12 protein-coding genes are annotated in these 17264 nt (G+C 55.4%); 8 read left to right on the top strand and 4 right to left on the bottom strand.

Translation table 11 applies throughout. The features are described from left to right. Positions 1–62: 62 nt before the first annotated feature. On the bottom strand, positions 63–218 hold the full coding sequence (locus tag Q0835_RS02845; protein WP_298958256.1) for a hypothetical protein: 156 nt from the start codon (positions 216–218) through the stop codon (positions 63–65). 107 nt (positions 219–325) lie between these two features. Here Q0835_RS02845 and Q0835_RS02840 point away from each other — a divergent pair, with 107 nt between their 5' ends. Continuing rightward, the gene (locus Q0835_RS02840) at positions 326–1237 is read left to right on the top strand and encodes a LysR substrate-binding domain-containing protein (RefSeq protein WP_298958254.1); all 912 of its coding nucleotides are present in this window, start codon (positions 326–328) and stop codon (positions 1235–1237) included. A gap of 100 nt (positions 1238–1337) precedes the next feature. Here Q0835_RS02840 and Q0835_RS02835 read toward each other — a convergent pair whose 3' ends face one another. After that, on the bottom strand, positions 1338–2336 hold the full coding sequence (locus Q0835_RS02835) for a DUF2336 domain-containing protein (RefSeq protein WP_298958252.1): 999 nt from the start codon (positions 2334–2336) through the stop codon (positions 1338–1340). Between the two features lie 127 nt (positions 2337–2463). Here Q0835_RS02835 and Q0835_RS02830 point away from each other — a divergent pair, with 127 nt between their 5' ends. From Q0835_RS02830 to Q0835_RS02810, 5 genes are all read left to right on the top strand, one after another. Beyond that, on the top strand, positions 2464–3120 hold the full coding sequence (locus tag Q0835_RS02830) for a glutathione S-transferase (protein ID WP_298958250.1): 657 nt from the start codon (positions 2464–2466) through the stop codon (positions 3118–3120). 254 nt (positions 3121–3374) lie between these two features. After that, the gene (locus Q0835_RS02825; protein WP_298958248.1) at positions 3375–4904 is read left to right on the top strand and encodes a Do family serine endopeptidase; all 1530 of its coding nucleotides are present in this window, start codon (positions 3375–3377) and stop codon (positions 4902–4904) included. A 190-nt stretch (positions 4905–5094) separates the two neighbouring features. After that, positions 5095–5781, top strand: coding sequence for a response regulator transcription factor (locus Q0835_RS02820; RefSeq protein ID WP_298815978.1), 687 nt, complete (start codon positions 5095–5097; stop codon positions 5779–5781). Then, entirely contained in the window at positions 5765–7213 is a 1449-nt protein-coding gene (locus Q0835_RS02815; RefSeq protein ID WP_298958246.1) for a HAMP domain-containing sensor histidine kinase, read from the top strand. The genes Q0835_RS02820 and Q0835_RS02815 overlap by 17 nt, the downstream gene beginning before the upstream one ends. After that, on the top strand, positions 7158–10166 hold the full coding sequence (locus Q0835_RS02810) for a bifunctional [glutamine synthetase] adenylyltransferase/[glutamine synthetase]-adenylyl-L-tyrosine phosphorylase (protein WP_366142316.1): 3009 nt from the start codon (positions 7158–7160) through the stop codon (positions 10164–10166). The genes Q0835_RS02815 and Q0835_RS02810 overlap by 56 nt, the downstream gene beginning before the upstream one ends. A gap of 14 nt (positions 10167–10180) precedes the next feature. Here Q0835_RS02810 and Q0835_RS02805 read toward each other — a convergent pair whose 3' ends face one another. Together Q0835_RS02805 and pepN are read right to left on the bottom strand one after the other, a co-directional pair. After that, positions 10181–12535 carry an ATP-binding protein gene (locus Q0835_RS02805; protein WP_298958245.1) on the bottom strand — a complete coding sequence of 785 codons (2355 nt, stop codon included), beginning with the start codon at positions 12533–12535 and terminating at the stop codon, positions 10181–10183. A gap of 157 nt (positions 12536–12692) precedes the next feature. Next, positions 12693–15338, bottom strand: a complete 2646-nt coding sequence (pepN, locus tag Q0835_RS02800) for an aminopeptidase N (protein ID WP_298958244.1) — start codon at positions 15336–15338, stop codon at positions 12693–12695. A 209-nt stretch (positions 15339–15547) separates the two neighbouring features. Between pepN and Q0835_RS02795 the strand changes: the two genes are divergently transcribed. After that, complete coding sequence (locus Q0835_RS02795) at positions 15548–16045, top strand: class I SAM-dependent methyltransferase (protein ID WP_298815986.1); 498 nt, start codon at positions 15548–15550, stop codon at positions 16043–16045. A 30-nt stretch (positions 16046–16075) separates the two neighbouring features. Next, a complete protein-coding gene (locus tag Q0835_RS02790) occupies positions 16076–17254 on the top strand; it encodes a CaiB/BaiF CoA-transferase family protein (protein WP_298958242.1) in 1179 nt (392 codons plus the stop codon). The last annotated feature ends 10 nt before the right edge of the window (positions 17255–17264 follow it).

Below are 17264 nucleotides of genomic sequence, written 5' to 3'. Positions count from 1 at the left end.
CGTTCAAAATGCCAGTTCAGACAAGCTTCAAATCCTGCTTTTGATTGCCGCTTTTCAGTAAGCTAAGCCGGGAAAGGCGCGTTTTCAGACACGGCAAATTCAGCCGTTTTGCGGCGCTCGAAACAACGGATCTGCGGCACGATGGTTTCCAGGAAGGAGGCGGGGCTGTCAGCGGCTCGGTCGGCTGAGGTTAACTCAAAGGTAACAAGGCGGGTCATGCTCGGCTCCGTGATGATTTCCGGTGCCGCTAATTTGAGATGGTTCTAATGTTCTAAAAAGAGTATAAAAAAGAAAATACTGTTCATTTTAGGAGAATAAATAATCAATGTTGTCCGTCTTGCCGCAAACGTTCGTCACCATTGTCGAGACCGGGTCGATAACGCGTGCCGCAGATGAGATGAACTTGGCCAAGTCCGCCGTCAGTCAAAACCTGAAGCGGCTTGAGACGGAACTTGACGTGAAGCTCGCTGTGCGCACGACGCGGCGTTTGTCACTGACGCCGGCGGGAAAGCGGTACTACCAAAAATGCAAAGAACTGATTGCGTTGTCGCGACTTGCACAAACGGAAATGGAAGCCTTTGGCGCCAGGCCATCCGGGCCAATTACGATCACGGCTCCCCATGCATTGATCTCGACCGTCATAGCGCCGGCAATGGCGTATGTGAGGCGGCAGTTTCCTCATCTCAAGCCACAGGTTATCGCTGACGACAAACGGCTTGATCTGATTGCAGAAGGAATTGACGTGTCCCTGACCGTTGGAGACCTGCCCGACAGCAGTTTGAGGGCGCGACGTGTTGGAGCCTTGCACGATATGCTTTGCGTTGCACCTGGCCTGCTCGATGCAGCACCTTCCCGTGACAATCCGACCTTCCAGGAATGGGTGCAGTCGCTCCCCTATATCGCTCATGCGCGCGAGCCGGAATATCTTGAGCACATCCTTCAACCTCAAAAGGACGGCACTCCGATACACCTTCATTTCACACCAGGTATCAGAAGCAACACGGTCGAGGCCATCGCAGCGCTCGCCCGGGAAGGCCTGGGCGTTGCGTTGCTGCCTGACATTGGGGTCGTTGAAGACTTGCGAACAGGACGACTTGTACCTCTTTTCGGAGAACACGCGCTCGAACAAACACCCGTATATGCTCTTCATGCTTATGAAAAGCTGTTGCCCGGGTCAGTTCAGGCAACCATCAAGGCAATTGAAACAACTCTCGCCGGTGCAGCAGACTGGCGATGATGCAAATTGGAGAGATGGCTGATCTTTGTGGGCCCGCTGTGCTGGGAATTGAAATCCGGATGGACCTGACTGCTGCCAGCCCTCGACGTTTCAAGAAATGTCAGGCAGCCTTTTTCTGCTTTGTTGCCTTCAGCTTCATCTTCATGAGCGACAGCAGGCGCCGGGCATCGGTTTCATCCAGCATGTGGTAGTTGGTCAGCCACTTGCTGCCGGTGCTTTCTGGAAACTTCAGGTGCTTGCAGCGTTCCTTGCAGATGGCTTGAAATTCCTTCGCGCCAATACCGGTTGCACGACAAACTGTGGCGATGCCTGTTGAATCGAAGCGAACCATCAGGTTGTGAACATATTTCATGTCCAGTCCGCAGAAAAAGGACAACAGTGCGACGGCATCCAGAAGATTATGCTCGATGGAGAGCTGATAGATTGCCTTGTTCAGGTTGGTTTTCTTTAGCCTGATGCCCATCAGCCATGCCTTCGGGCTGATCTTTGACGGGCGTTTGACAAGCTCTTTGCCGGCAGCGATATCTCCGTCGTCCTTGAAAAGGTCTTCAATCAATTCGTCATTCGACTTGCGCAGATGCCGGATGCGGTCTCCCAGCTGTTTGGGCATGTCTTTGACCAGGGACTCGAACACCGGCAGGGTGATCTCGGCACCCAGATTTGCGGCGACCGCATGCTTAACCTTTTTGCTGCCGCGATTGACGAGGATACCGCCCAGATCCTTGCTGATATGGTCGCGTTTGGCCAACGCAAGCAGATAGGCTTCGTCCTTGGTTGCGGCGATATTTTGAAGATCTTTCTCGCGAAGGCAATTGGAGCGCTCCAGAACCGCTTGGGCGACCGGCAAATCATCGCTTGCCATCGCTACGGCAAGCTTGTTCGAAGTCGCCTCGACAGTGCAAAGGCGTTCGGACATTGTTTTCCGGGCTTCCAATTCCAGAGAATCGTAAACGCCTTCGAGCATATTGTTCAGGAGACTGGTTTCTTCTGATTGAGTGTCACTTGCCCGTGCTACAAGCAGTTCGGTCACGTGCTCTGCAAGCTCGTGTTTCTTGTCTGCGGAACTGTCTTTTGCAAGTTGAAGGAGCGACTCAGTCATGTTGATACCCTAAGTCAAAAGTATCACTGCAATTCATTTACAACCGGTGAAGAAAAAGCCTTCAAGTTGCAATCGCTTGGTTTCATAATGTGTTTTTTGCACTTTATGATTGAAATAAAGAATAAGCATGAATACCTACCCAATTCTGTACTCCTTTCGGCGATGTCCCTATGCAATTCGGGCGCGTCTTGCTTTTCATGCAAGCAGAAAAACAGTTGAACTGCGCGAGATTGTACTGCGCGACAAGGCTCCGGACTTTCTGAAAACGTCGCCATCAGCAACAGTTCCTTGCCTCAAGGAAGGTAACTTCGTGCTTGATGAAAGCTTGGACATCATGTTGTGGACGTTGCGTCAATCCGATCCGGAGCATTGGTTGCGGCCCGAAGTTGGGACGCTTGATGACGCACTTGAATTGATCGAAATATGTGACGGTCCTTTCAAGCACCATCTTGACCGTTACAAATACGATACCCGTTATCAGGACGCAGACAGAGAAACCGAGCGCAGCGCTGCCTCCGATATCCTCTGGCGGTGGGAAAAGCGCTTGTCGCAAGGCTCCTGGTTGATGGGAAAACGTGCGTCACTTGCCGATTACGCCATTCTTCCTTTTGTCCGCCAATTTGCCAATTGCGACCGAACATGGTTCGACGGAGAGGCTTGGAATGCCATCAAGGCATGGCTTGGTGCATTTGAGACTTCTGAACAATTCCAGGCCGTAATGCCCAAATGGTCTAGATGGCAGGCGGGGGACGCGCCAGTGTTGTTTCCAGTTCCTTCGTCGTGAGAAGCAACTCTACAAAGGTTGTCTCCGGCTGAAGAGACCATTTGCCGATACTCTATTTTGTATGAACCACAGCGCAGAAGTCAGCGGTTCATTGCCGAAGCTGCGCGCCTCCAGCACAATCTTACAAAAACGTAATGCTACCGACAGGCGGCTGTAAGGAACGATTACCTAAGTTCTTTCTCGAACCGGAACGTGAGTCCCCGCAAGCGTTCCTGCAACGACCTTCAATTTGAAAGTCTACAGAGGAAGATAATATGCAAAACGGTCGGTCAGTTTCTCCCTTGCGGTCTCGCCGCGCCAAATTACTGGCAGGAGTATTCGCGCTCGGCGCTGCGGGTCTTTTGACCGCGCAAACCATAGTCCCCAGCCAGTTGGCGCACGCCGAGGCTGTACGCGTGAATGCAGCGTCTCCGGCGGACTTTTCTGACGTTGTCAGCACCGTAAGCCCTGCCGTTGTCAGCGTGCGCGTGAAGCAGGCAGCCGAGCCCCGCATGATGAACTTCAACGGCGGAGAGGGATCCCAGGAATTCTTTAAAGGCTTGCCAGACGGGCATCCGTTTGAACGCTTCTTCCGTGACTTTGGAAACCGTGGTGGTGAAGAAGGCCAGCGCGAGCGTCGCAATCCGCGTCAGTTCGGCATGTCCCAGGGCTCCGGCTTCTTCATCTCCAAAGATGGGTTTGTCGTCACCAATCATCACGTGATTGATCGCGGTACCGAATTTACGGTCATCGATCAGAATGGTGATGAGTACAACGCAACCCTGATCGGCGCGGACAAGCGCACAGATCTGGCGCTGTTGAAAGTCGAAAGCGACAACGACTTTACCTATGTCGATTTTGCTGATGATGCTCCGGAAGTCGGAGAGTGGACTGTCGCAATCGGCAATCCGTTCGGTCTCGGCGGTTCTGTGACCGCAGGCATCGTCTCCGCTCGTGGACGCGATATCGGAGCTGGTCCTTACGACGACTTCATCCAGATTGACGCACCCGTCAATCGCGGAAACTCCGGTGGTCCGGCCTTCAACATGAAGGGTGAGGTGATTGGTGTGAATGCGGCGATCTTCTCGCCGTCTGGTGGCAATGTCGGTATTGCCTTCGCAATCCCGGCTTCGACCGCGCAAGATGTCATCATGGAGCTGAAGAACGACGGCACAGTCGTACGCGGCTGGCTGGGTGTTCAGATCCAGAACGTGACCGATGACATCGCGGAAAGCCTTGGCCTTGATCAGGCCCGCGGCGCCATCGTCGCGGAAGCGCAGGAAAACAGCCCGGCTCAGAAGGCTGGCCTGCGCTCAGGCGACACCATCCTCGCGGTGGACGGCACCAGCGTCGAAGGGCCTCGTGATCTGTCCAAGATTGTTGCTGCCTATGAGCCGGACACCAAGGTTGACGTTACCATCTGGCGAGACGGCGAAGAACAGGACGTAACCGTTACACTCGGCCGTCTGAAGGAGCAGGAACAGGCTGCTGTCGAACAGCCGCAGGTCGAAGAAACAAAAACCAGCCTTGATGAGTTGGGTCTGGTTCTGACCACCAAGTCCGAAGCTGGCATGGAAGGCAAGGGCGTTGTGATTGCGGAGATCGATCCGGAAAGTCCTGCGGCCGAAAAACGCCTCAGCACTGGCGACGTCATTCTTGAAGTCGCTGGGATGCAGGTGAGCAACCCGGAAGATGTTCTCAAGGCACTCGACAAGGCTGAAAAGGATGGCCGCAAGGCGGTTCTCTTCAGGGTCGAAACCAACAACTCAACACGGTTCGTGGCGCTTCCCATGAACCTTGCCTGATCAGGATCCGGTCCCGCCCCGGACCGGCCCCTGTGTGGCAAGACCGGCCTGCCCTCTGCCCCCAAACCCCGACAGGCCGGTCTTTGCCTAGGGTTTAGCCTCTAAACCCGCACTGACTGGCGGTGGCGTCTCACATCCATCGCCGCCGCCAGCCATTTTCATTCAGCGCAACTCACGGTAAAAGGAAGCTATGTTGAGGATTCTTGTTATCGAAGATGATCCCGAAGCGGCCAGCTACCTAGTGAAGGGTCTGACCGAGCTCGGGCACACGGCCGACCAGGCCGCAGACGGTCAGACAGGGTTGCAGATGTCGCTGGACAGCGACTACGACATCCTCATTGTCGACCGCATGTTGCCCAGGCTGGATGGACTGTCCGTGATCCAGCAGCTTCGCGACGAAGGCAATCACACACCGGTGTTGATCCTTTCCGCCCTCGGTCAGGTGGATGACCGGGTCAAGGGTCTGAAAGCCGGCGGTGACGACTATCTGCCCAAGCCTTATGCCTTTACCGAACTCCAGGCCCGTGTCGAAGCGCTTGCCAGGCGTCCGAAATCCGCCAGCCAGGTCGAAACAACCTATACTGTCGGTGACCTGACACTTGACCGTATGGCGCATTCCTGCCGCCGGGGCGAAACCGAAATTCCACTTCAGCCGCGAGAATTCCGTTTGCTGGAATACCTGATGCAGAATGCCGGTCAGGTGGTCACCCGCACCATGCTCCTGGAAAATGTCTGGGAGTATCACTTCGACCCGCAAACCAATGTGATCGACGTTCATATCTCGCGCTTGCGTAGCAAGATAGACAAGGGCTTCGCCACACCGCTTCTGCACACAATCAGAGGTGCTGGATACACGATCCGTGACACGGCTCACTAGATTCACCCGAACGACGGCATTTAAGCTGTCGTTGCTCTATGTCGGTGTTTTCACGGTCATGTCCGGCTTTCTTGTCGTCTATGTGGCTGAAAATACCGACCACTTGATGTCCGAACAGGTCGTTCAATCCGTTGATTCCGAGCTTAAGGGATTGGCGGATGTTTACGTTCGCGGCGGCGTCCGTGACCTGGTGGAAACCATCGACCGTCGATCCAAACATCCCGATGCCAGCCTCTATTTGCTGACCGACTTTGCCGGCAATGCCCTTGTCGGAAACATTGCCCGCCTTCCGACTGTCGTGCTCGAAGAAGCCGATGGCGGACTGCGCCGCGTTCGCTACACGAGGCTTGGTCAAAACACCGAAGACATTGAACGTCAGGCCATGGTGCGCACGTTTGAGCTGCGTGGCGGTTTTCGTCTTCTCGTCGGACGGGATCTCGGCGATCAGCTGAAATTCTCCAATCTTCTGGCGAATGCGTTGCGGCTCTGGCTCGTCGTGATTGTTTTGATGGGGGCGATCACCTGGTTCTTTGTCAACAGCCGCGTGATGAAGCGCATCGACGATATTTCGGCAACGAGCCGGACGATTATGCATGGCGATTTGACTGGCCGGCTATCCGTTGCCGGAAACAATGATGAATTCGATCGGCTCGCGGTCAATCTCAATACCATGCTGGAACGCATTGAGTTGCTCATGCAGTCGATGAAGGATGTGACAGACAACATTGCTCATGACTTGAAAACACCTCTCACGCGTCTTCAGACACGCATCGAAGTCGCTCTGCGCGACTCCAAGGGAGAGGAAGGGTATCGCGACGCCCTTGAAGCAACACTTGACGAGACCGACCACCTGCTTCGCATTTTCAACGCGTTGCTGAGGATCGCCAGAATTGAATCGATGGCACCTGGAACGGTTATGGAACCAACGGACCTGAACAAAATGGTCGCGGAAATCGCCGAGCTCTATGAACCGCTTATCGAAGATGAAGGGGGCCGCCTAGAGACTGATGTGCCTTCCGGCCTTTATGCCGAGTGCAACAAGGACCTGATCAGCCAGGTTCTGGTCAACCTGACAGAAAACGCATTGAAATATGGCCGACCCGACGAGGGAAGCCTCTTGATCAGAATGTCGGCAAGCCTGGAAGACGGCCGTGTACAGCTGTCGGTAAGCGACAACGGTGCCGGTATTCCGGAGAAGGATCAGGAACGGGTTATAGAGCGGTTCGTGCGTCTAGAAGAAAGCCGTTCAGAACCTGGAACCGGACTTGGATTGAGCCTTGTCAAGGCAGTCGCCCGCTTGCATGGAGGAGAGTTGCGCTTCAAGAATGAGACACCGGGCCTGTCCGCCCGGATCGACTTGAAGCGGGCGGAGCCGGATGGCAGCGGGAGCGGAAATGGACAAGGCGGGAAAACCGGAGACGAAGCCCCTTGATGGCGAGAACGGCACCAGAGGAAGTCTTGCTGACCGGATAACCATTGTCCCAAGGACACCAGATCCGGACCGTGCAGACCTCTTCCTTAAAGACCTGTTGGACCATCCCGAGGCGGGCGAAAGCCTGAAAGACCTGTCCCGGGAAAAACCGAATCTGAGAGGTTTTCTTTCAGGCATAATTTCCAACTCACCTTATTTGCGCGATTTGATGCTTGCTGACCCGCCGCGCTTGTTGGCCTTGCTGCAAGAAGTGCCTGAGGCGCGCATCAGTCGGCTGCTGTCAGAAGCAGAAAATGCGGTTGCGGAAGATGAAGCCGGTATCATGCAGGCCCTCAGACTGTTCAAGCAGGACCTTGCCCTGACGTTGGGGCTGGCGGATGTCGGCGGAGTGATTGGATTGGACCGGGTAACAGGAGCGCTTGCCGGTTTTGCCGACGCTGCCCTGACTGCTGCTATCCGGTTTTGTCTCACGGATCTGACCCGCCGCAACAAGTTTTTACCTGTTGACGCCGAGCGGCCTGAGATCGACAGCGGAGTGATCGTGCTTGCAATGGGCAAACACGGTGCAAACGAACTCAATTACTCCTCGGACATTGATCTGATCGTGCTCTATGACCCGGATAAGGCGCCAATGTCCGGCAATGCTGAAGCACCTGTGGAATTTGTTCGCATGACCCGGCGCCTGGTAAAGATCATGCAGGACAGAACGGCTGAGGGATACGTATTCCGAACCGATTTGCGTCTGCGCCCCGATCCGGGAGCAACGCCGCTTGCAATGTCTGTTCCCGCGGCATTGGTTTATTACGAGTCACTTGGGCAGAATTGGGAGCGAGCAGCTCTGATCAAGGCACGCCCCTGCGCTGGGGACATTCCGGCGGGCGAGGAGTTTCTCAGAGAAATTGCACCTTTCATCTGGCGTAAATATCTGGACTTTGCAGCGATATCGGATGTGCAATCGATCAAGCGGCAAATCCACATGCACAAGGGTCACGGCGTTATCGCGGTTGCCGGCCACAACGTTAAACTCGGACGTGGCGGTATCCGAGAAGTGGAATTTTTCGTTCAGACACAGCAGCTGATTGCAGGCGGGCGCAATCCGAAATTGCGCGGACGCCGGACACTTGAAATGCTCGATGCGCTTTGTGATGCGGATTGGATCCGGGTGCGTGCAAGAGATGAGCTGAGGCACGCCTATGGCTTCTTGCGGGATGTCGAACATCGCATCCAGATGATGAATGACGAGCAGACCCAGCTTCTGCCGAAAGACAGCGAAGGCCTTAATCGTATCGCGTCGCTGATGGGATTTGAAAGCCTGCCTGACTTCGAGGAGGTCTTGCTCGATCATCTGCGCAAGGTGCAGCATCACTATGCTGAACTCTTCGAAGATGAGCCTGGCCTGTCGTCTGAACTCGGCAATCTGGTTTTCACCGGCGATGATCATGATCCGGACACGCTCGATACGCTGGCAAGGCTCGGATTTAAGCAACCGTCCGAAGCCGCCAACATTGTCAAATCGTGGCACTTCGGCCGGTACCCCTGCACCCGGTCAACCAAGGCCCGTGAACGGTTGACAGAAATGCATCCCTCTCTGATTGGAGCGCTTGCGGCAACTGATAACGCCGATGCAGCGCTCAGAGCATTCGACAGTTTTCTGTCAAAACTCCCCGCTGGCGTGCAGCTGTTTTCGCTTTTGAGATCAAACCCGCAATTGCTCTCGCTTCTTGCAACGACGATGGGAGCCGCCCCGCGCATGGCCGAAACGGTCTCAAAGCGTGTGCACGTTCTGGACGCCGTTCTTGATCCGGCCTTTTTCGGCGCCATGCCGAGCGTTCAGGAGTTTCGTGTCGGACTTGACCGTACACTTGCTCAGTCTCGCTTTTACGAAGAAGCCTTGGACAGGGCGCGCATCTTTACTCAGGAACAACAGTTTCTGATCGGCTTGAGGCTGATCTCCGACACGCTTTCTGCCGACCGGGTCGGGTTTGCCCTGGCCAGACTGGCGGAAGTTGTTGTTGACCGCATCCTGCGGCAGGTGATGGTCCATGTCGGCGAGAACCACGGCAACGTTCCAGGGGGAGACGTCGCAGTTCTTGCCATGGGCAAACTTGGCGGGCGGGAGATGACCGCTGCCTCTGATCTTGATCTGATTTTGCTCTATGAAGCTCCTGAAGATGTCAAAGAGTCCGATGGTCGAAGGCCATTGGCGATTTCACAATATTACACCCGCCTGACCCAAAGGCTTGTGACCGCTCTTTCCGCACCGACAGCAGAAGGCTCCCTTTATGAGGTCGACTTCAGGCTGCGCCCGTCCGGCAACGCTGGTCCACTGGCGACAAATCTGGGCGGCTTTATTGCCTATCAGGAGAGGGATGCGTGGACTTGGGAACATATGGCTTTGACCCGTGCCAGAGTGATTGCGTCATCGTCGCCGGAATTCAGAGCCAAGATCATCGGGAGTATCTGCAACACGCTGACCAAACCACGTGACCTCGTGCAACTCGCCAACGACGTGCGGGCAATGCGGGCGCGCATCGAAAAGGAAAAGGGGACCAAAGATGTCTGGGATCTGAAACAGGTTGCCGGTGGGTTGGTCGACATTGAATTCATTGCTCAGTTCCTGCAGTTGGCGAATGCAGAAAAGAGCAAGGAAATTTTGGCGCAGGGGACCGAAGAAGCTCTTGAAAAGCTGCGGGACGCTGGTTTCCTGGCACTGGACGATGCAGAACTTTTGTTGGAGGCGCTGCGCCTCTACCACAGGCTTACGCAAATCCTTCGGCTCGTGCTATCCGGCAAGTTTGTGTCTTCCGAGGCTCCGGGCGGAGTGCTTGATCTGCTTGTGCAAGCGTCTTCGAGCCCGACATTTGCACGCCTGGAAATCGAACTGGGGGAGCTGCAAAGCAAGGTTCGTTCGGTGTTCGTGCGACTGATTGGAAAAGTCGAGATCGAGGAATGATCAGTTTTGCGCGACTACGCGGCTTCTGCCTCGGCAATCGGGAGCGTGAAGCTGACGGTCGTACCCTTTTTCACCTTAGATTCAATCGTCAGCTTGCCGCCATGCAGTTCAACCAGTGAGCGGGCAATGGCCAGTCCAAGACCGGAGCCCTGGTGGGTTTTGGTAAACTGGTTTTCCACCTGAACGAACGGCTGCGCAAGGCGTTCTATGTCGCGCTCCGATATGCCTATGCCTGTATCGGTCACCTCGAAGCGCAGCTTGTCGCCACGCGGGATGGCCCGCAAGGTGACCGTGCCGTTGTCCGGCGTGAATTTCACCGCATTGGCCAGCAGGTTCAAAAGGATCTGTTTCAGCGCCCGCTTGTCCGCCAGGACCTGATAATCGTCCGACACGTCCTCGACCACAGTGATGTTCTTTTCGGTCGCAGCACCGGTGACGATCCGGCCTGCATCTGCTGCCGCCGCCGTTGCGCTGACAATTTCGGTTTCGATGGACATGCGCCCAGCCTCGATCTTGGACATATCGAGGACGTCGTTGATCACATTGAGCAGGTAAGTTCCAGAGGAATAGATATCCTTGCAATAGTCATTGTAGCGATCAGTACCAAGCGGCCCGAACATCTCCTGCGTCATGATGTCGGAGAAGCCGATGATCGCGTTGAGAGGCGTGCGGAGTTCATGAGAAATATTTGCAAGAAACTCCGATTTGGCCTGGTTGGCAGCTTCGGCCCGGGTCTTTTCTTCCTGGTACTTGTCCGCCATTTCCACGAGCTGTCGTGCCTGGATCTCAAGCGTCTGACGGGATTTCTGCAGATCGGAAACCGTCGCCTTCAACCGTTTTTCCGACTCCATCAGTTTTTCTTCGTGTTTCTTCAGCGCGGTAATGTCGGTGCCGACAGAAACAAAGCCGCCGTCTTTGGTGCGGCGCTCAGAAATCTGCAGCCAGCGCCCGTCTTCCAGCTGCGCCTCATAAGACCCTTCGGGCGCTCCGCCGCGCTGTGTCACGGTGATAGGCCTCGGAGCAACTTCTGAATTGGAAGCCGCCTCCATGACTGCCTGATATGGCGTTCCGGCCTTGATGACCGCGCTCGGCAGGCTGTGCAGCGATTGGTAGTTGGAGTTGCAGATGACCAGTTCGTTCTTGGCATTCCAGAGAACAAACGCTTCTGAAATGGTTTCGATCGCATCGCGCAAACGCAGGTCGGCCATCCGGCTTTGCTCTGCCAGCTCATGCTGCTCGGTGATGTCGATGCAAATACCGATCAGATGCGGTTCTGCGCGGCCGGGTTCAGACTGGATTTCACCGCGAGCCCGGAGCCAGATCCAGCTTCCGTCTGAATGCCGCATGCGAAAGGTCTCGTCGACCAGTGTTTCGCCGCTTTCAAGCAGGTGCTCGGCAAGGCCGAGGAGGTCGATATCATCCGGGTGGGTGATGTCTGCGACATCTGCAAAGCTCAGAATATCGTCTTTGGGCTCCCGCCCAAGCAGCTCGTAGAGTGAAGACGACCAGAACATCCGGCCCCTGGAAAGATCCCAGTCGAAGAGACCGCAGCGGCCATGGGTGAGGGCGGTGTCGATCCGTCCTCTTGTGGTCGCATACATTTCGTCAGCGGATTCCGCACGTGTTGCCTGACTGAAGAATCCGTAGATCACCGCTAAAAGAACCAGGGATGTTCCGACGAACAAGGTTACGTTGGCCGAAAGATCATTGCGCCAGCTCGAATAGATGTCCGTTTCCGGCTGAACAACGGCGATCATGCCGAGACGGCCGGACAAGTGATGGACGGTCGCGAAGACTTGCTCTTCCTGGTCGAGGCCGCCGATGTCCACGGGAATGGACAGAACGCCGGCTCGAGCACCAAAGACCGTCAGCGGTTGTGACGGGCCGAGCAAGTCGGTGATTGGCCGGCTCTCAAGGCCAGGTTGAATGGGGGCGGTCGCAACAACGGTGCCTGATTTGTCGGCAACAATGTAAATACGTCCCTTGCTGGTAGCGCCCGCGGGCAGGCTGTCTGCAAGAATACGTTTTAGGGTGGTCCTGTAGCCGGTGTCCGGCAAGGTCGGTTCAGATGCTTCCAGACTGCTTGCAACAACAGTTGCCATCAGGCTGAGTGTTGTCTGCGCCGAGCGCTGCGTGTCTGTATATCCGTTTGCCAGTTCACCGGCCCGAAATATCGCAAGGACGATGATGAAAATGATGGCGAGGCCCGGAATAAGACGGCGCATCAGGCTGTCTGATCTCGCCAGACCCGAAGAGAGGGCAGTGAGCAGAGAGCGGAGAGACAAGCTGGTGTCGCTTGTTCTTGTTTCTCCGTTTGACTCCTTATCGCCGCGCCGCGCAGATGCGTCGCCAGCCAATGCTCGCGCCATAGGAAGTGTGCCTCAAAAACCGCCGTCTCGGGGTCGGCCCCGAATCACTTCCATTTGAATCAAAACACGAGTTCTTGTCCAGACCTTGCCAAGAAGAAAATGGTTAACGCCGCGCCGCTTTACGCGCTGTTGCGTTAACCTTTTCCAGTATTTCACACTATTGCAGTGTTCTGTCGACGATATCGCGGCTGTCTCTTGACAGATTTTCGAATGATGAAACCCTCAAGAGGGCAGTTTCAGCAAGGGCAGAACGTTGTGGGTCTAGTGCGCGCCACGAACGAAAACTGGTCAAAAGCCTGGAAGCTACCTGTGGATTTCGGCGATCGATCTCCAATACTGATTCGGCAACAAGCTCAAATCCAGCACCATCGCTTCGTGCAAACTGTGTCGGATTGCCTGTGGCAAAGGATTGCAGCAAAGAGCGCACCCGGTTGGGGTTACCGGCATCATAGAGCGGGTGGGATTTGAGCGCGCGAACCTTTGCCAGGGCATCTTCTCCAGGGGCTGTCGCCTGCGTCACGAACCATTTGTCCATGGCCAGAGAATTGCCCTCATGGCGATTGAGGTAAGCGGCAAGAGCCTCGTCTTCCTTGGCAAGGTGGTCATGAACAAGCAATGTCAGTGCGGAAATTCTGTCGGTCATGTTGTCCGCAGCTGCAAACCCTTCCCAGATCGTTTCTGCGGCCCCTGCCAGTTCAGACACGGCGACAAATGAAAGCGCACGATTGGCGAGTGCGCGCTTGCCGGCGCTGACCGCATCTGGAGAAAAGGAACCGTTTGGCGTGGTAGACTTGGCAATCGACTGAAATTCAGCCCCGTGTGCAGCTGCAATGGCCTTTCGCAGCAGCTGGCGCGCCTCATAAACGGCATCTGGATCGACGTTCTTGCCGATCTCCTGAGCGATGTCGGCTTCACTGGGCAGGGCCAGGGCCTGTGCACGCAGTGCTTCATCCAGCAAGGCGTCGGTCAAAACATTGCCGATCACAGCAATCGTATCCGTCGACGGTGCGGCGCAGTTTCCCTGCCTTGTGTCGCCGGTCAGGCGAACGAGATCCTTCATCAAAAGGCTTTGAACGGCCTGCCACCGATTGAAGGGATCGCCGTCATTGGCAGCAAGGAACACAAGTTCGTCTTGCGACAGGGTTTGATTGAGCCTGACCGGTGCGGAAAACCCCCTGAGCAGCGACAGGACGGGACGGGAGGCGACATTGCCGAAGGTGACCTTCTGGTGTGCCTTGTCGAGTATCAGTACGTCGCCTTGAACGCGTGCACCCTCGGAAGCGACCGTATCAAGGTCGTTGCCATTTGCGCCTATCAATCCGAAACGCAGTGGAATAACAGCTGGTTTGCTGGTTTTCTGACCGGGAACAGGCGGGATTTCCTGGGACAGTGACACCGTAAATGTCTTTGAACCTGCATCGTAGTCGGTTTCCGCCGTTACAACCGGCGTGCCGGCCTGTTCATACCAACGCGAAAACTGATCGAGATTGGTTGACGCTGCTTCGGCAAAGCACGCCAGGAAGGCCTCAATCGTGGTGGCTTCACCGTCGTGCCGCTCAAAATAGAGATCCAGTCCTGCCTTGAAGGCATCATCACCAATTAGCGTTTTCAGCATTCGGACGACTTCAGCGCCCTTTTCGTAAACCGTGGCAGTATAGAAGTTATTGATTTCATGATAAGTTCTTGGTCGAACCGGATGCGCGAGCGGGCCTGCATCTTCCGGAAACTGATGCGACTTGAGCAATCTGACATCTGCGATCCGCTTCACGGCGCGCGAACGCATATCGGAAGAAAACTCCTGGTCGCGAAAAACCGTCAGACCTTCCTTCAGGCACAGCTGGAACCAGTCCCGGCAGGTGATGCGGTTGCCCGTCCAGTTGTGAAAATATTCATGCGCGATCACGGCTTCTATGTTTGCAAAATCCTGATCAGTCGCTGTTTCCGGATCGGCGAGAACATATTTATCATTGAAGATATTGAGGCCCTTGTTCTCCATCGCCCCCATGTTGAAGTCCGAAACTGCGACAATGTTGAAGACGTCCAGATCGTATTCGAGGCCAAACACTTCTTCATCCCAGCGCATGGAGCGTATCAGCGAGTCCATAGCCCACGCGCACCGGTCTTCCTTGCCGTGTTCAACATAAATGTTGAGTTCCGCTTCGTTGCCGGATTGCGTGGTGAAACGGGCAGGGACGCGGGCAAGGTCACCAGCCACAAGCGCGAAAAGGTAAGCGGGTTTGGGATGCGGGTCGTGCCAGACTGCAAAATGCCGTCCCGTGTCACCCAATAGTCCCTGTTCAACAAGGTTACCGTTGGCCAACAGAACCGGACATGCGTCTTTTTCGGCTTCCAATCGGGTTGTGTAGACGGAAAGGACGTCAGGCCGATCGAGGAAATAGGTGATGCGGCGGAACCCTTCTGCTTCGCATTGCGTGCAATAGGTGCCGGACGAACGGTACAGCCCCATAAGCTTGGTATTGGCATCCGGGTTGAGGCGGGTGATGATCTCAAGTTCGAACGGCTCCTCCGGTGGCGTGAAAAGCTCAAGTCGATCCGCTGTTACACTGAATTCGTGCTGGGCAGGGGCCTGTCCGTCAATGGTCAAGGACACGAGTGTCAGCTCGTCGCCGTCCAGTTCCAACGGGGCACCGGGATGCGTCCCGTCTTGCCGCGCGATGGACAGCACTGCCCGTACGATGGTTTCGGTTGGCGCAAGTTCGACACGAAGATCGACCGTTCCAATGCGGTATGCAGGCGGTTGATAGTCTTCCAGCCGGATGGCTGGCGCCGTTTCAGAACGCATCTGGATCTCCCGAGTGACAATGGCCAAGCGATGGCAGAGGGTTAGGCTCCCGCGTTAACATGATCGCGGAACATGGCAAAGTCTAGATTCCATGGCAGGCAGTTGATCCCCAATTCCAGCAGCTGGTGAAGGCAATCGAAGCTCAAGTTTTGACGCGGCTCTGGCCTTTGTCTATGTGAGGGGCAACGTCACTTGAAGGGACATTTTGAATGAGCCGTCTGGACAGCTTTATCCGCCGCATGACCTCGCAGAAAATCTTGCTTGAGTATCTTGTCGAAAAGGTCAATCAGGTCGATGGCCCGGTCCTGGAGCTGGGGTTGGGCAACGGCCGGACCTATGACCATCTTCGGGAAATTTATCCTGAAAAGGAAATTTTCGTATTTGATTTTGCCATGAATTGCCATCCGAGCTGCGCGCCGGATGCGGACCATATGATCCTCGGTGATATCCGCGACACGCTGGCCTTTTGCGGACCTCGCGTTGGGGCAAAGGCCTCGTTTGCCCATATCGATATCGGTTCAGCCGATCCGACCAATGACCTTGCCATTGTTCACTGGCTCGCGCCTCTTTTGAACGAACGCATGGCGGTTGGTGGTTTCGTCCTGACCGCATTGAAACTGGAGCTTTCGAATTTTGAAACGCTCGACAAACCGGACGGCATTCATCCAGGCCGGTATCACATCTACCGGAAAGTTTCGGAAGCCTGATCGTTCCTGACCGTTCAAGGATATCAAGACATGAGCGCCCCATTGGAAGGCATCAAGGTTGTTGAACTCGCCCGAATTCTGGCCGGTCCCTGGACGGGTCAGACGCTGGCCGATCTTGGTGCCGATGTCATCAAGGTTGAAAGTCCGCAAGGCGATGACACCAGAGGCTGGGGGCCGCCATTTGTCGATGGCGATCCAGACGAGAGCAGTGACGCTGCTTATTTCCACGCCTGTAACAGGGGGAAACGCTCCATAACCGTCGATTTCCGGACCGAGGAAGGACAGGACGTTGTTCGGCGTCTTGTGGCCGAGGCCGATATTCTGATCGAAAACTTCAAGGTCGGCGGTCTTGAGAAATACGGTCTCGACTATGACAGCCTTAGTAAGGTCAATCCGAAGCTGATCTATTGTTCGATCACCGGGTTCGGCCAGGACGGGCCATATGCCCACCGGGCAGGATATGATTTCATGATCCAGGGCATGGGCGGCATCATGGATCTGACCGGCGACCCTGAAGGCGACCCCCAGAAGATAGGTGTTGCCTTTGCCGATATCTTCACGGGTCTTTACGGTGTCGTCGGCGTTTTGGCCGCGCTCAGGCGTCGGGATCAGACCGGCGAAGGTGAGTGGATCGACATGGCTCTGCTCGATGCTCAGGTCGGGGTGCTCGCCAATCAGGCACTGAACTACTTTGTCTCCGGCAACACGCCGAAGCGTCTTGGCAATGCGCATCCCAACATCGTTCCCTACCAGGTCTTTCCAGTCGCCGATGGTCACCTGATCATAGCTGTTGGCAATGATGGCCAATTTGTAAGGCTGTGTGACGTTCTGGGGTGCCCTGAACTGCCGAAGCGCACAGAATTTGCCTCCAATGCGGCACGCGTTGCCGCGCGGGATGAATTGGTGCCACTCTTGACGGCGGCTATGGCCGGTTATCGTCGCGATGACCTTTTGAACGCACTGGAAAAAGAAGGTGTGCCTGCCGGTCCGATCAATTCCGTGGAAGATGTCTTCAACGATGAACAGGTTCGGCACAGGGGGCTGAAAGTTGAACTTCCGGCACCGCAGGCCGCGACAGGTAGTGTTTCATCGGTTCGTACACCTATCAGCTTCAAGAATGGCAATCTCGTTCTTGAGAAGGCGGCTCCTGCGCTGGGAGAACATACAGAAGAGATCCTTAAGGAACTCGGTCTGCAATCCGGATCCTGACGATTGGAGA

It is taken from the genome of uncultured Roseibium sp. (genome assembly GCF_947499295.1).
Lineage (GTDB): Bacteria > Pseudomonadota > Alphaproteobacteria > Rhizobiales > Stappiaceae > Roseibium.
The sequence above is the reverse complement of the archived record's forward strand: the minus strand, read 5'-3'. Positions and strand labels throughout refer to the sequence as shown.

Excerpts from the sequence above, each read along its gene's own strand:
- Q0835_RS02830 (WP_298958250.1), top strand. The coding sequence starts at position 2,464 with ATGAATACCTACCCAATTCTGTACTCCTTTCGGCGATGTCCCTATGCA.
- Q0835_RS02845 (WP_298958256.1), bottom strand. The coding sequence starts at position 218 with ATGACCCGCCTTGTTACCTTTGAGTTAACCTCAGCCGACCGAGCCGCT.
- Q0835_RS02790 (WP_298958242.1), top strand. The coding sequence starts at position 16,076 with ATGAGCGCCCCATTGGAAGGCATCAAGGTTGTTGAACTCGCCCGAATT.
- Q0835_RS02840 (WP_298958254.1), top strand. The coding sequence starts at position 326 with ATGTTGTCCGTCTTGCCGCAAACGTTCGTCACCATTGTCGAGACCGGG.
- pepN (WP_298958244.1), bottom strand. The coding sequence starts at position 15,338 with ATGCGTTCTGAAACGGCGCCAGCCATCCGGCTGGAAGACTATCAACCG.
- Q0835_RS02810 (WP_366142316.1), top strand. The coding sequence starts at position 7,158 with ATGGCAGCGGGAGCGGAAATGGACAAGGCGGGAAAACCGGAGACGAAG.
- Q0835_RS02825 (WP_298958248.1), top strand. The coding sequence starts at position 3,375 with ATGCAAAACGGTCGGTCAGTTTCTCCCTTGCGGTCTCGCCGCGCCAAA.
- Q0835_RS02835 (WP_298958252.1), bottom strand. The coding sequence starts at position 2,336 with ATGACTGAGTCGCTCCTTCAACTTGCAAAAGACAGTTCCGCAGACAAG.
- Q0835_RS02795 (WP_298815986.1), top strand. The coding sequence starts at position 15,548 with ATGAGCCGTCTGGACAGCTTTATCCGCCGCATGACCTCGCAGAAAATC.
- Q0835_RS02820 (WP_298815978.1), top strand. The coding sequence starts at position 5,095 with ATGTTGAGGATTCTTGTTATCGAAGATGATCCCGAAGCGGCCAGCTAC.
- Q0835_RS02805 (WP_298958245.1), bottom strand. The coding sequence starts at position 12,535 with ATGGCGCGAGCATTGGCTGGCGACGCATCTGCGCGGCGCGGCGATAAG.